Raw genomic sequence first — 14,746 nt, 5'->3', positions numbered from 1 at the left:
CAATTTTAGCAATTTTTCTATTAACACTATTGTTTTTTTTCTTTCTTATTCATTAAATAGCCTTTTTCATTTAATAATTTAATTAGTGGTCCATCTCATTTTAATTTAGATTTTATTTTAAATAAATTAAAATGGAGAAATTATCTGATTTTTTAAAACAAACCATTCAAAATTATAAACCGTTAGGACTGACTTTAAACCAGTTATTGGCTTTAAACTCGAATTATGTTATAGGATTTCTCCGTCCTGACAATAGTGAGGGGTGAAGCCTGTCCCGTGTTTACGGGAAGTGTTGCAATCGCAAGACAATCACACTGTTTGCAGATTTTAGCATAGCGCCGCTATGGTGAAATCCCCAAACAGCAACGAAGTGGCTGATTTTAAAGCGATTTCAGCACGTAATAGAATGTCTATTGCATATTTCGGGTTAAACCTAAGCAACAAAGGCTTACGAAATAAACAATAGATGTTCTATAACAGAAAAGCATCACTTTCAGGTGGTAATCTGAAAGTGATGCTATCTGAGCTATATGCTTAAAAAGGCTAAAACATAATTGATTACTGTCAAAAGTTCTCAAGTAAAAATATACACTATTGAAAACTCAAATTTTCGCTCGTTTGAAAATTGAATGGTTTAGGTTAAATTTGTTTAGGTTTAAATCTACTACATGCAACTCTCCAAATTAGAAATTAGAGGTTTTAAAAGTTTTGGTGACAAAGTAATGATCCATTTTGATAAAGGCATCACTGGAATAGTGGGTCCGAATGGATGTGGAAAATCCAATGTGGTAGATGCCATAAGGTGGGTTCTAGGGGAACAAAAGACCCGAATGCTTCGCTCAGATAAGATGGAGAGTGTTATCTTTAACGGCACAAAAAACAGAAAGCCGCTCAATATGGCTGAGGTTTCTCTGACTTTTGAAAACACCAAAAACCTACTCCCAACAGAATATACGCATGTTACCATCACCAGGCGTTACTACCGATCAGGAGAAAGCGAGTATTTATTAAATGGGATAACTTGTCGACTAAAGGACATCACCAATCTATTCATGGATACGGGGATTAATTCTAATAGCTATGCTATCATAGAATTGAAAATGATCGATGAATTACTAAATGACAAGAACAATTCAAGGAGAGAATTATTCGAAGAAGCTGCGGGTATTTCAAAATTTAAGACCCGGAAAAAAGAAACGCTCAAGAAACTAGGAGATACTGATGCGGATTTGGACAGGGTGGAAGATTTATTGTTTGAAATAGAAAAAAATTTAAAATCATTAGAGAAACAGGCCCGACAAGCAACCCGTTATTTTGAAATAAAAAAGGATTACAAATCGGCAAGCATAGCTTTGGCTAAAAAGGGAGTTTATGACCATAGAGATAACCTGATCAATTTAAATAAGAAGCTAGAATCGGAGAATGACCAAAAGGTTCAACTCAATGCTGCCATCGCAAGCAAGGAAGCTTTACTTGAAAACCTTAAAACAGACATGATCAATAAGGAAAAGCTACTGGGAAGTAGGCAAAAAACCTTAAATGATCATGTCCATAAGATTCGGCAGTTTGAAAGCGACAAAAAGATAAAAAATGAAAGGCTTCGCTTTCTTCAAGACAAGTCGCAACAGTTGCGGGAACAAATTGAACAAGATAAAAGGAGCAATGAGAGGGCGGGGTTCAGTATAAAATCCTTGGAACAGGAGCAGCGCATATCCGAGAAGCTCACTAATGAAAAAGAAATTTCTGTCCAGGAATTAAAGGACATCTACGAGGAAAAGAAAGCATTGCACAATGTTTCCTTGGAAAAGCAAAAAGTGATGCAAAGCACCTTCTCACGCAAGCGTGATGAACTTTATCAATTGTCTAAAAGTCAAGAAATTAAGCAAATTCAACTAACGACTATAAAGCAGGAATTAGAAAAAACAGCCACCGATGACAATAGCCAAATTGAAAATTTGGCAGGATTTCAGGAAAAACTCCAATTAATTAAAGACCAACTAGATAGTGAAAACACAGCCTTTGAAAAACTAAAAAGCGAGGAAGCTGCTCACCTGGCCAAGCAGGAAGAAACCAGCAGAATGCAAGAGTTGATAAGGGATGAATTAACCCAAATAAACCGCAAGCTGGATGCTAAAAGCAATGAATTTCAACTCACCAAATCACTTGTAGATAACCTAGAAGGCTTTCCTGAGGCCATTAAGTTCCTGAAAAAAAACAGCCAATGGGGAAAAAATATGCCCTTGCTTTCAGACATTATCACCACAGATGAGAAATATAGAGTTACTATAGAGAATTTTCTAGAAAACTACATGAATTATTATGTAGTTGACAATGATTCAGAGGCCATTGCAGCAGTAAAACTTTTGAGCGATTCTGGTAAAGGCAAAGCACATTTCTTTGTCCTGGAAAGATTTGAAAAATTCAGACCTAGCCAAAATAAGCTGTTCCCGGATGCTGTAGCAGCAACTGAGATAATAGAATATGATTCTAAATATGCTCCTTTGGTGGCCTATTTATTAGACGATGTTTACATATTTTCTGGAGACATTCATCAAGTCCCTAAAACCCAGGAAGGCATCTTTATTACTGAAAGCGGAAAATTTATCGATCGAAAATTCACCATTTCCGGAGGTTCCGTAGGTCTATTTGAAGGTAAAAGAATAGGTAGGGCAAAAAACCTTGAAAAATTAGAAAAAGAAATTAAAGTCCTACAAAAGAAGATAAGTGAGACCAGAGCGAACCTGGACAAAAAAAATGCTGAGCTCTCCAAGCTGAAATCTATAAATTTCAAACAAACAATAGAAGAGAAACAAGCCATAGTCAATGAATTGAATCAAGACTTCGTTTCGATCAAAACGAAGAAAGAACAATTGGCAGAAATGCTAAGCTCAAACGCTAATAAAAAGGAGGATATTGAAGAAAAGATTTTCAGTCTTACAGAAGAACTGGAAAATCTAGGCCCTCTTTTAAAGGAAGAAAAAGAAGCCTTTGAGCAACTAGAAGAAGAAATAAACAACATAAATGCAGACTTGCAGGAAGCTGCTGAGGAGCTGTCCTACCGTTCTTCCCAATACAATGAAGAAAACATCCTCTACCACCAACAATTAAACAAGCTGCAAAGTATTGTTCAGGAAATTAGTTTTAAACAAAGCACCTATGAAAGCAGCAAAGAACGGATCGAAAAAGCCCAGGGTGAAATGGCTCATACGGAGCAAGAGATAAAGTCCCTTATCGATAATAACGAGGTTAAAGATGATGAACTTATAGAGCTTTATGGAGAAAAGGACCGCATAGAAGCTGGAGTTAACGAAGCTGAAAAAGATTATTATTCATCCAGAGGAGAAATTGACGAGCTAGAGAAAACGATTAGAGAAATCCAAAAGAAAAAGGAGCATTCGGACAATCTCTTAATGGATTTAAGACAAACCGCAAATGAAATCAATCTAAGACTCAATGCTATCAAAGAAAGGTTAAGTGTTGAATTTGAGCTGGACTTGGATCAAATCATGGAGGAAAATCCGGAGTTGGAGGAAGAGCATGCATCAAAAACAGAAGAGACTCTCAGAGAAGAAGTTCAAAAAGCGAAATCAAAATTAGAAAAAATAGGCCCTATAAACCCAATGGCGATGGAAGCTTATGACGAGATCAAAGAACGTCATACCTTTATCACCTCTCAAAAAGAGGATCTTATCAAAGCCAAGGAGTCATTAATGTCTACAATCAAAGAAATCGATCAGGTAGCAAAAGACACTTTCATAGATGCTTTTGACAAGATTAAAACAAATTTTGTCAAAGTTTTCCGTTCACTGTTTACTGAGGAAGATGACTGCGACCTGAAGTTGACAGATCCAGACATGCCTTTAGAGAGTACCATTGAAATTATAGCCAAACCCAAGGGGAAACGCCCCTTGTCTATCAATCAACTTTCGGGTGGTGAAAAAACCCTTACCGCTACCTCTTTGTTGTTCTCTATTTATCTTTTGAAACCAGCACCATTTTGTATTTTCGACGAAGTAGATGCTCCTTTGGATGATGCCAATATTGATAAATTCAACCAGATCATTCAAAAATTCTCCAATGAATCTCAATTCATCATTGTTACACATAATAAGAGAACAATGGCCAGCACTGATATTATTTACGGTATAACCATGATAGAAACTGGAGTATCAAGGGTAGTTCCTGTAGACTTAAGAGAATTAATTGATGAGGAGGCCTCATCTGAATAACAAGCACCCCCTCTTTCATTCTATATTATATCAATGATTGTCTAATTACTTAGGCAATACATGTGCAAACCTACCATATACCCAAGTACCGGCTACAGCGCTCAAAAAGGTGACGGCCACTACAGTGAATCCAGTCCCAATTTGGGCAAATAACGGTCCAGGACATGCCCCCGTGATAGCCCAGCCTAATCCAAAGATAAAGCCACCATATATCTGACCCTTATTGAATTTTTTATCTGCTATTTTAATAGCCTCCCCATTAACTGTTTTAATGGAGAATCTTTTTATTAATTGAATCGAAATCATTCCCACAAGAATTGCAGAACCAATTACCCCATACATAAAAAAGGACTGAAACCTGAACATCTCCTGAATTCTAAACCAGGAAATTATTTCTGCCTTGACAAAAATAATTCCAAACACAACTCCAACAATAAGGTATTTAAGCAATGCCAAACCAGTTTCACCTTGTTTACCTTTGGGAGTTGAAACTTTATTTTCTTCAACTGCTAAGTTGTCATATTCTTTTAATTTCATGCTAATAAGATTTTTTGAAGTGTTGATTATAACCGAATTGAATAATAGGTACAGCCAATCCATATGGAATTGGTTCTGCCTCTAAATTAGGACCTATTACTTTCCCAGATTAGATCAAAAGCCTATAAAGCTCATGACAAAGGGTAAAAACAAATGCGTCATTACCAATCCTCCAATCATAAAAAACATCGTAGCTACTACTGAAGGCCATTGGAGATTACTAATCCCCATAATAGCATGTCCGGAGGTACAACCACCTGCATACCTGGTTCCAAAACCAACCATAAAACCACCTATGACAAAGAAAAACAAGCCTTTCAAAGTGAAAACATTGTCCCAACTGAATATTTCTGCTGGTAATAAGTTATTGAAATTTGTCAACCCCAAAGCCTTCAAATCTCTCTGAGTACTCTCCGCAATCACTATGCTCTCTGGGTTTGATAGGAATAGTGCCGCTATTACTCCTCCAAGGAACACTCCTGCTACAAACATTAAGTTCCATGCTTCCTCTTTCCAATTGTATTGAAAGAATGGGATTTTTGATGGCACACAAACTGCGCAAATATGCCTTAGTGAAGATGATATACCAAAGGATCTGTTTCCTATTATTAAGAGTATGGGCACTGTAAGACCGATCATAGGTCCGGCAATATACCAAGGCCAGGGTTGACTGAGCCAATCCAAGAATTCATTCATTATTTACTTATTATTTTGTTTAAAATACATATACCATTGATCTATAATTTTACCATGCATTCAATTTTAATCGTCTACCAGAAGTAGAGACGAGCAGTGAACGAACTGAGAAATAAAATCAGGAAGTTTTGGGTAATTTAAATCCGAAAGATCAACGCAACAACAGGAATTCGTCTAAATAAGTTTAAAACTCAACTACTTTCCATATTAGAATAATTAAAAGAAACTTACCTTTCAATTAACCTGGGAAGACCTTTACCACCACCTTCATGGCAGACAAAAGCTTCCCAGTTAAATTGATCCAATAGGAATTTTAAATAGGTGATAAATAACTTTATTATAACACACCTGTTTCTAATTAACCCGGATGATGCAATAGGGTTTAGCTGTCATATTTTAGACCCTTATGCACTATGCCCAAGTGACAATTACCCCTTGCACTTATTACAACATGGTTGTAGGGCAAGCGTAATCACTAACAGAAAACTTTTCAGATGATTTAATGGCATCAAAGCCACCTTTTATATTAATTAAATTGTCATAGCCTCTTGCTCTAAGTACAGAACAAAACACCATGGAACGATAACCTCCCGCACAATGAACCATATAGGTTTTGTCTTTATCAATGACTTTCATACTTTCATTGACATAGTCAAGGGGTGCATTGATCGAACCTATTACATGCTCGCTAAAATGCTCACTTGCTTTTCGCACATCCAAAATAATATTTTCAGGATGGCTTATAGATTGTTTTTTAAGCTCATCAACATCTATGGACGGAATATTATCGATTTCCTTTCCGGCGGCTTCCCAAGCTGAAATTCCTCCTTTTAAAAAGCCTAAAGCATGATCATACCCTACCCTGGCCAATCGAGTGATGACCTCTTCTTCTCTATCTTTATCAGTAACAATTAACAACTCTTGCTTGACATCGGGCACCAAGCTCCCTACCCACACAGCAAAGCTTCCATCTATTCCTATATTAATTGAATTAGGGATAAAACCTTTGGCAAATACTTCAGGAGCACGTGTATCCAATATTATAGCTCCAGTCCTATTGGCTAGGTATTCAAAATCAACTGGTGAAAGTGCTTTTTGTCCTCTTTCCAATACCTCATCAATACTGTCATACCCTTTAATATTCAACATCACATTTTGAGGGAAATAGGCAGGAGGAGGAGTAAGACCATCCAATACCTGGGAGACAAAGGATTCCTTAGTCATTTCCTGTAAGGCATAATTGGTTTTCTTCTGGTTACCCAAGGTATCATGGGTTTCCTTACTCATGTTTTTACCACAGGCACTACCAGCACCATGTGCAGGATAGATGATCAAGTCATCTGGCAAAGGCATGATTTTCTCCCTTAAAGAGTCATACAAGTAACCTGCGAGCTTTTCTTGGGTTAGGTCTGCCACTACCTTTTGGGCAAGGTCAGGTCTTCCCACATCACCAATAAATAATGTATCTCCAGTAAATAATGCCTCAGACTTGCCTTCCTCATTAATTAATAGAAAAACAGAACTTTCCATGGTATGACCTGGGGTATGAATCACACGAATTTTGCTATTACCAAGGACAAATTCTTGCTGATCCTTAGCAATTGTGGCGTTAAAGCCCAATTCCATATCAGTAGGCCCATACACAATAGAGGCGCCAGTTTTCTTTGCAAGATCAATATGTCCAGAAACAAAGTCAGCGTGAAAATGGGTTTCAAAAATATATTTTATTTTTGCTCCATTGCCATTTGCTTTATCAATATATGGTTGGACTTCTCTTAGTGGGTCAATTATTGCTGCCTCACCATTAGATTCTAAATAATATGCTCCTTGAGCTAAACAACCGGTATAAATTTGTTCTATTTTCATAGTAGATTTCAGTTCATTAAATGATAGCATAAAACTACAAGCAAAATTTAAGCTTCAATATGACATTAGTCACACAAGTCCTGCTATGCTGTCTTCAAAACAAAAAGTATAGGTTAAACCGTTCAAAGGAGAGTAATCCTTTGGTAAAAGAAGCAATTTTTCAATCTAATCAAGAAAGCTACCTCTTTTCAATATCGGCCTTCCCTTCATGGGAGAGTAAACTAACTATCTAGATAAGTATAAGATAATAAAGAGATGTTTAATGGACTGCTGAAATCTTATTTAAACTCGGATTATGTAATAGGATTTCTCAACGCCATGACGATAGTCAGGTGTAAAACCTGTCCCGTATTTACGGAAAGCATTGCAATCGCAAGAAAATCCAGCTGTTTGGAGATTTTAGCAAAGCATCAATATGGTGAAATTGAAAACGGCAACGAAGTGGCTATTTTTGAAGCGATTTCAGCACGTAATAGAATGTCTATTTCGGATTCAATCAGGTAACGACAAATCATTGATTTTCACGGAAAGAGAATCAAATGATAAAAAATAGAATTAAGTGCTTTATAAATCCAAGCTACTTATTAAAAAATGGCAGAAAAAAAAGCTGTCTCCTAAGAAACAGCTTTTCAATACATTTATAAATCTTTACAGTTAGTTATTTTCAACCTTACCTACGGATGCATACATCAGTTTCCTAGCGTCTGCTTCTCTAAGTTCAAATTGAATATCACTAATTGGTCCCATTTTCACATCTCTATCTGCTTTGAGAGAAATCCAAATTTGATCTCTTTCAGCTTCTGAAAGTGCATCTTTTTGTTGGTTTACCCAAAGAACAAGATCAGAAGTGTTAATCAAAGCATCATTGGCCTGTAACCTAGGTTCAGAACCATACAACGAAGTGTTTTTTGGCTTTCCAATGTACAAGTAAGATATCAAAGTTTTCTTTTGAATCTTCTGTAACTGCGTAGCCTGAGGGATTTTTTGCTCCACCAATATGGTTTGCTCTCTCAATACGGTAGTAACCATAAAGAAAAACAATAGCATAAAGATAATATCGGGTAATGCCGAAGTTGGAATATTGGTTTCCGCCTTGGTTTTCTTTTTAAACTTTGACATAATTAGCTTCCGGTTTTATCAGGTTCAGCAATGGAGATGGCCATTGGAATATTTTCTTTTCCACGGTCTATAAGCTCCTTTTCGGCAGGAGTCTGACCTGACAGGGTTCTGTATTCTTCCCCTGAAAGCCCTACTCTTTCTCCATAAATTTCGAAGTAAGCCTGTTTCACTAAATCCAGAACCTCTAGATATGTCTCGTAACTAGTACCTCTATTGGTTTTAATAGAGATTACCGCACCACCAGACATCGGGTGATCTGAAGACTCAGGGCTTTGATCTGCCATACCTTTTAAAGAAGGTGGCAAACTATTGAACAAAGCGATAGCCTCTTCATCAGGGTTTCCGAAATTCAAGATAAATGACTTAATTTCATTAGATAGGCCCTTGGTATCGTTTCTAAACTCCCCTTCGATCAACAGATCATCATTTGCATTGATAAGAATATTAAAAATATTCCTTTCATTCAATTCCACCTCTGGTGGCGGCTGATTAGGATCTTGCTTTGGAGGAAGTATATTCATAATCCCTTTATCCGAAGCAATGGTTGTGGTCACGAGAAAGAAGATAAGAAGCAAGAAGGCGATGTCTGCCATCGATCCTGCATTTACCTCCTGAGCCATTCTACCTCTCTTGCTAGCCATACTATTTAATTAATTTATTAATTTCAGTAATTACAATCCCAACAATTGCAAGTAAAAACAGGGCATATACTGTAAGTAATACACCACCGACCATTTTAGCTCCTTGCGGAGTTATGTTAAAAGGATCAGCCATATATTTTGCAGCCACGTCACCGCTAGCGCTAGAATAAGCTATGCCAAATAAAACGCCTATTACAACCACTCCTATGAGTGTTTTCAAAAGGCTCTTTGGATCTCCCAAAGAATTGATCAATGGCATAAGTATAGCTAATATAGCTCCGATGACGATCATCAAGTACCCTGCATATAAGAATATATCAGTAGTATCCATTTTATCTTAAATATATAAGTGAATAAATCATTTTATAGAAAAACATTAAATTGACCAGATTATCTGGTCAATTTATGCTTAACCAAAATGTCTACTAAGCTGATGGATGCATCTTCCATGTCATTAACGATAGAGTCGATTTTAGCCACACAATAGTTGTAAAACAACTGTAGGATAATCGCAACAATCAAACCAGCAACTGTGGTCAAAAGGGCAATTTTAATACCACCGGCTACTAGAGACGGAGAAATATCACCTGCTGCCTCAATGGAATCAAAGGCTCCAATCATACCAATTACAGTACCCATGAAACCAAGCATTGGTGCAAGAGAGATAAATAAAGAGATCCAAACAAGACCTTTCTCTAAACGTCCCATTTCTACAGATCCGTAAGCAATGATGGATTTTTCTACCATTTCAATGCCTTCAGAGTACCTCATCAATCCTTGGGTGAAGATAGATGCTACAGGACCTCTAGTTCCTTTTGTTACATCTTTTGCGGCTTCAATTCCGCCTTCTTCCAAAGCACTTTCTACTTTAGCCAATAATTTTTTGGTGTTAGTAGTAGAAAGATTAAGGGTAATGATTCTTTCCAAAGCCACTGCCAAGCCTAAAATCAAACATAACAATACTGGTGTCATGTAAGTAGGATCTCCCTCAATAAACTTGTCTTTTATAACTTGATGAAAAGATTGCTCTTCGGCAACGATGTCGTCATCAGTCATAACTGGAGTTGGGGCCGGTGCGGCTTGAACCGGTGCGGCCTCTTCAGTAGCTTCAGCTTCTGATTCTGTTTCTTCTTGTGCTTTTGTGATCATCGGAGCAAATAAAATTCCGAAAAGCATGAACAAAGCGATTAACTTTCTCATAGTGTAGTTTTTAATAGACATTTAAAGGTTGAACGGTTTCTAATTTTAAATTGAATTTTAAAGTTATAATTTTTTCGGCTCAAATTGCAAATGATTCCATTATAATTTCACAGAATTTGTTGCAAATCATCTTGGCACATTCATTTGGCACAGGCTAATCCCTTGAAATTCGCCTTGTTCTCTATTTTACAATATAAGCAAAAAAAATATTTAAAACCCTAAACATTCTCAAAAATAGCTAAAATACGTTTTAAAGAGGCATTTAATCTCTTAAATATTTAGTAATAAGGGGGAAAATTTGAAAACCTATGCTATCAAAACGTCATTCATCTAATTATTAATCAACCATTTGATACAATAATCAACATGAATTTGACCTGCTTTTATTCCTCCTATTTCTTAAAAAAACAATGAGATTCAGATGCTCATTAAGCGATAAATCCACTTATTGTCCTCTTAGGATTACTATCTTATTCGAAACAATTAAAGTTTGAAGGATTCCAAAAAAACATCTAGAAAAGTAAATTTTTATCCATTTTCCTACCTGCATTTACTCAAAGTCATTCGAAATAATTCATGTACGTTACCGGTTCTCAAAATCATTTATGAGGTTCGAAAATCATCACCGAGGAAAATTTCTAATTCATTTCAATTGAATTCTTCCCTTTATAAAGCCGAAAAATTGAAAATATTTGCGCTGCATTCTTCTCGATAGTCCTATTTGAAATGTTTAAAACTTATAATTAGCATCCTTTTTTTATCCTTTAATATGTAATAGAAAAGCTTCTACCTACTCAAACTCCTCCCATATTTAGAAAAATGCCACTGAATCCATATCGCCAAAAAGGTGACGGTATGGGGTAGAGAAATCCACATTAACCTTACAGCTTAGCTGAATTCACTTTGAAATTCAATCTATGAAGTGAGATTTTCACGAGGCTGCCGTTTCGATTGGGAAGCCGCAAGCACCTTTTGGGCTTGGCTCTATTCTAAGGCAATCCCTCTTCAACTTCGCCTTACTCAGTCTCTTTGTAGTCGTTTTAATTTATCCTACTTTTGTTAACTCTTCAAAAATGACCCTTTATATTGAATCTATACATTCTATGAAATCATGCCAAATTTGCCAAGCCACAGATTTCTCTTTAATTGAAGCCAAAGAACGAATGTTTGGAACCGGTGATGCATTTATCTATGAGGAATGTAATTCCTGTAAAGCGCTATCTTTAAAGAATATCCCAGCTGATCTTAGCAAATACTATCCTGACAATTATTATTCTTTCGGTACGCATAATACAAGTAGCCCCTTGCTAGGGCTAATGAAAAAACTACGTTATAAAGCGTTTACATTCGGAATATCTATTAGTCCACCCGTTTATTTTGATTGGCTTTCACCTCTTAAATTAACCAAAGACAGTAAAATAGCTGATATTGGCTGTGGCAATGGGCAACTTTTGGCGGAACTGTCCTATTGCGGATTTCGGAACCTTGACGGCTACGATCCTTTTGTGGAAAATGCTTACAATTCAAAAAGGTTCTCAATTCACAAAAAGGATTTTTTTGACATTAAGGAGAGGTATGATCTTGTAATGTTCCATCATTCCTTCGAACATTTACCCAAACCTGTTGCGGTTTTCGAAAACCTGGCAAATATTTTAAATCCTGGTGGAGAGGTGTTGATTAGAGTCCCCGTCACCGACGGACAGGTCTGGAAAGAGGAAAAAGAATACTGGTTTCAGTTAGATGCTCCTCGACATTTATTTATTCCAAACACAAAATCCATGCAGATTTTGGGAGAAAAGTTTGGCTTAGAGCTCTTTAACATCACCTTTGACAGCATGGACAGCCAATTTTGGGGAACAGCATTGTATAAGAAAGGAAAGCCCTTGATGGGTTCAAACATCGAAGAAGAGTTTAGCAAAGATGAACTGGCTGCATTTAGAAAAAAAGCCCTTCAATACAATAAGGAGAAAATTGGCGACCAAGCCTGTTTTTATTTTAGAAAGAAAAAAGCCTGAAATAGAAACAAGTTGATTGGAGCATTCAGGGTTGGATCGAAACCTGCAACGAATAAAGTGATTTTAGCAGGTATTAAAATTCTGTCTTAAAAATTTTAATAAAATAACTGTGCTGGTATAGAACAATGCTTTTCTTCAAAAAACCTAACCAATGACCTATATAAAAGGAACTAAAAAGGTACATCATTGTTAAAAACATGAAATTGTACACAACTGCAATCCCACATTATTAAGAAAAAACCTTAAATTAATTTCTTTATGCTGGAATTGATTATTGTATTCTATTGATATTTAGGGTACAACTTTTCATTCATTTCCATTCTGAAAAGGATTAACGCTTACTTAAACCATCACAACTATTAAATAATTATGAAAAAACTACTTAACATTTTTCTAGTCGTGGCCTTGCTTATTAGCACGGCTTGTACAACGGAACCACAAGAAAAAACCGCTGAGCCAGAAGGTGCTTTAACTATAGTTGAAGCATTTCCAGAATTGTCCTTTACCAGACCGGTTGATTTTCAGCATGCTGGAGACAAATCTAATAAGCTTTTCGTAGTAGAACAGCGCGGTGTAATCTCCGTTTTTGAGAATAAGGAAAAAACTACAGCCAAAGCAGCTTTTTTAACCATTGAGGATCGAGTGGAAGATTCCGACAATGAGGAAGGTTTACTAGGCCTGGCTTTTCATCCAAATTTTGAGAGCAATGGTTATTTCTATGTTAACTACACCGCTTCTAGTCCCGATCGTTCTGTAATTTCTCGATTTAACCTTTCCTCCACGAACCCAAATGAGGCAGATCCATCCAGCGAATTGGTATTGTTGGAATATGATCAGCCTTATGGCAACCACAATGGTGGTCAAATTTCATTTGGTCCTGACGGCTTCTTATATATAGGAGTTGGTGACGGCGGAAAAGGTGGTGATCCACATGGAAATGGTCAAGACCGGACTACTTTATTGGGAAATATTTTAAGAATAGATGTTGACCAACAGGATGGATCAAAAAATTATGCTATCCCAGAAGACAATCCATTTGTTGATAACGCGGAAGGATTCAGGGAAGAGATTTATGCATATGGATTGCGAAATCCTTGGAGATTTAGCTTTGACACTGCCACTGATCAATTGTGGGTAGCAGATGTAGGGCAAAACAGTTATGAAGAAATTGACATCGTCAAAAACGGTGGAAATTACGGTTGGAATACAATGGAAGGCTTTCATTGCTTCAAAGCCGATGAATGTGATCAGGAAAACCTTGAATTGCCAATTTGGGAATATGATCGTGATGAAGGAGACATTTCCATTACCGGCGGATTTGTATACCATGGAGAAGCCATAGAACAACTGCAGGGACTCTATATCTATGCAGATTACGTTTCTGGAAGAATTTGGAGCCTGGATTTCAGTGATCCTGAAAACCCTGTAAACACTGAATTGTTCAAAGCCGATTTTCCTATTTCCTCCTTCGGAGTAGACCAGAACCAAGAAATCTATATCTGTGGTTTTGATGACAAAATTTATAAGTTTGGATTAGAGTAAAAAAAGACAAACAAAAAGATGCCCGGCAAAATTGTCGGGCATCTTTTATTTATAGAGTTTCCTTGTAGGCACCGGGTTTTGATGGTGCATGGGTATTGTAGGTAATTTATTACAGGACTAAAGTACGGATAGGGTTTATTATCCGTTATATTACCTGAGCTTTGGTTAAGAAAGTTGAAAACTTTCATCATTTTAGGTCAAAGTTATGCTTCGCTAAACTTTGACCAGTAACGGAGGGATAAGACTTAATAATTTAAATATTCTTTGGTGGTATTCTCGTTTGAGAAGCTTTAGGTTTAGAGTGAACCTCCCCCTGTACATGAGGGGCAGAAATATCGCTTTGGTTACCAGCACCATTTGCGGGTATTGGATTTGAGTTAGGAACTGCTCTGACAGCATTGTACCTCTCCACTACATTCTTATTCCATTCTGCTTTTTTTCTTCCAGAGATTATCCCGAGTTTGAATGCGGTATTGTTAAAGCCAATATGAGCATCTCGCAAAGGTCTACCGAAGCGATCTAAAACTGACTTTTGAGCGGTGCCATTTTCTATGGAATCAATTACTTTTTTCACAGCGAACCCTACTAGAGCTGCACCTACTGCCTTGGTTATAAATTTCATTTTAATAGTCGTTTAGTGATACTTTCTGTGTAGAAATAATCATGCCATACTTACCCTAAAGACAGGTCCGGTTATAAATTAATTCAGATGAGCTAACGTTTAAAGTTTGGCCTCAGTGTGTAGAATTAAATTAACAATCTGACGCAAAAACAGAAGTGTTTTCCATCTTATTAATACATCCAAATTATAGATTTGGACTGGGGGTAGTTTGAAACTACGCTTAATGGAGGTAACTGAATAAAGTGTCGTTGATTTGGATGGGGTTTCAAAATTTTGTCC

11 protein-coding genes are annotated in these 14,746 nt (G+C 36.8%); 3 read left to right on the top strand and 8 right to left on the bottom strand.

Annotation, left to right across the window (positions count from 1 at the left end):
• The first annotated feature begins 668 nt into the window (after positions 1-668).
• Positions 669-4,229 (top strand): chromosome segregation protein SMC, encoded by a 3,561-nt coding sequence (gene smc / locus AC13EX_RS19325; protein ID WP_482893954.1) that lies wholly within the window; start codon positions 669-671, stop codon positions 4,227-4,229.
• 45 nt (positions 4,230-4,274) lie between these two features.
• Here the strand turns inward: smc and AC13EX_RS19320 are convergent, their stop codons facing one another.
• The 7 genes from AC13EX_RS19320 to AC13EX_RS19290 all read right to left on the bottom strand — a co-directional run bounded on the left by AC13EX_RS19320 (position 4,275) and on the right by AC13EX_RS19290 (position 10,288).
• Entirely contained in the window at positions 4,275-4,766 is a 492-nt protein-coding gene (locus AC13EX_RS19320) for a DUF6691 family protein (RefSeq protein ID WP_048644568.1), read from the bottom strand.
• Positions 4,767-4,880: 114 nt separating this feature from the next.
• Positions 4,881-5,462, bottom strand: coding sequence for a YeeE/YedE family protein (locus AC13EX_RS19315; RefSeq protein ID WP_048642779.1), 582 nt, complete (start codon positions 5,460-5,462; stop codon positions 4,881-4,883).
• A gap of 444 nt (positions 5,463-5,906) precedes the next feature.
• Positions 5,907-7,328 carry an MBL fold metallo-hydrolase gene (locus AC13EX_RS19310; RefSeq protein WP_048642778.1) on the bottom strand — a complete coding sequence of 474 codons (1,422 nt, stop codon included), beginning with the start codon at positions 7,326-7,328 and terminating at the stop codon, positions 5,907-5,909.
• Positions 7,329-7,982: 654 nt separating this feature from the next.
• Positions 7,983-8,447 (bottom strand): ExbD/TolR family protein, encoded by a 465-nt coding sequence (locus AC13EX_RS19305; RefSeq protein WP_048642777.1) that lies wholly within the window; start codon positions 8,445-8,447, stop codon positions 7,983-7,985.
• Between the two features lie 2 nt (positions 8,448-8,449).
• Entirely contained in the window at positions 8,450-9,088 is a 639-nt protein-coding gene (locus AC13EX_RS19300; RefSeq protein WP_048642776.1) for an ExbD/TolR family protein, read from the bottom strand.
• Position 9,089: 1 nt separating this feature from the next.
• Positions 9,090-9,419: a hypothetical protein gene (locus tag AC13EX_RS19295; RefSeq protein ID WP_048642775.1), complete on the bottom strand. Its 330-nt coding sequence runs from the start codon at positions 9,417-9,419 to the stop codon at positions 9,090-9,092.
• A 59-nt stretch (positions 9,420-9,478) separates the two neighbouring features.
• Positions 9,479-10,288, bottom strand: coding sequence for a MotA/TolQ/ExbB proton channel family protein (locus AC13EX_RS19290; RefSeq protein WP_048644567.1), 810 nt, complete (start codon positions 10,286-10,288; stop codon positions 9,479-9,481).
• A gap of 1,103 nt (positions 10,289-11,391) precedes the next feature.
• Between AC13EX_RS19290 and AC13EX_RS19285 the strand changes: the two genes are divergently transcribed.
• Both AC13EX_RS19285 and AC13EX_RS19280 read left to right on the top strand, forming a co-directional pair.
• On the top strand, positions 11,392-12,303 hold the full coding sequence (locus AC13EX_RS19285) for a class I SAM-dependent methyltransferase (protein ID WP_339712025.1): 912 nt from the start codon (positions 11,392-11,394) through the stop codon (positions 12,301-12,303).
• A 369-nt stretch (positions 12,304-12,672) separates the two neighbouring features.
• On the top strand, positions 12,673-13,845 hold the full coding sequence (locus tag AC13EX_RS19280; protein WP_482893953.1) for a PQQ-dependent sugar dehydrogenase: 1,173 nt from the start codon (positions 12,673-12,675) through the stop codon (positions 13,843-13,845).
• 253 nt (positions 13,846-14,098) lie between these two features.
• Here AC13EX_RS19280 and AC13EX_RS19275 read toward each other — a convergent pair whose 3' ends face one another.
• Entirely contained in the window at positions 14,099-14,467 is a 369-nt protein-coding gene (locus AC13EX_RS19275) for a hypothetical protein (RefSeq protein WP_482893952.1), read from the bottom strand.
• Between the last annotated feature and the right edge of the window lie 279 nt (positions 14,468-14,746).

Source organism: Cyclobacterium sp. L-R (assembly GCF_056859355.1).
Note: the sequence above shows the minus strand (reverse complement) of the source record. Positions and strands in the feature narration are given on the sequence as shown.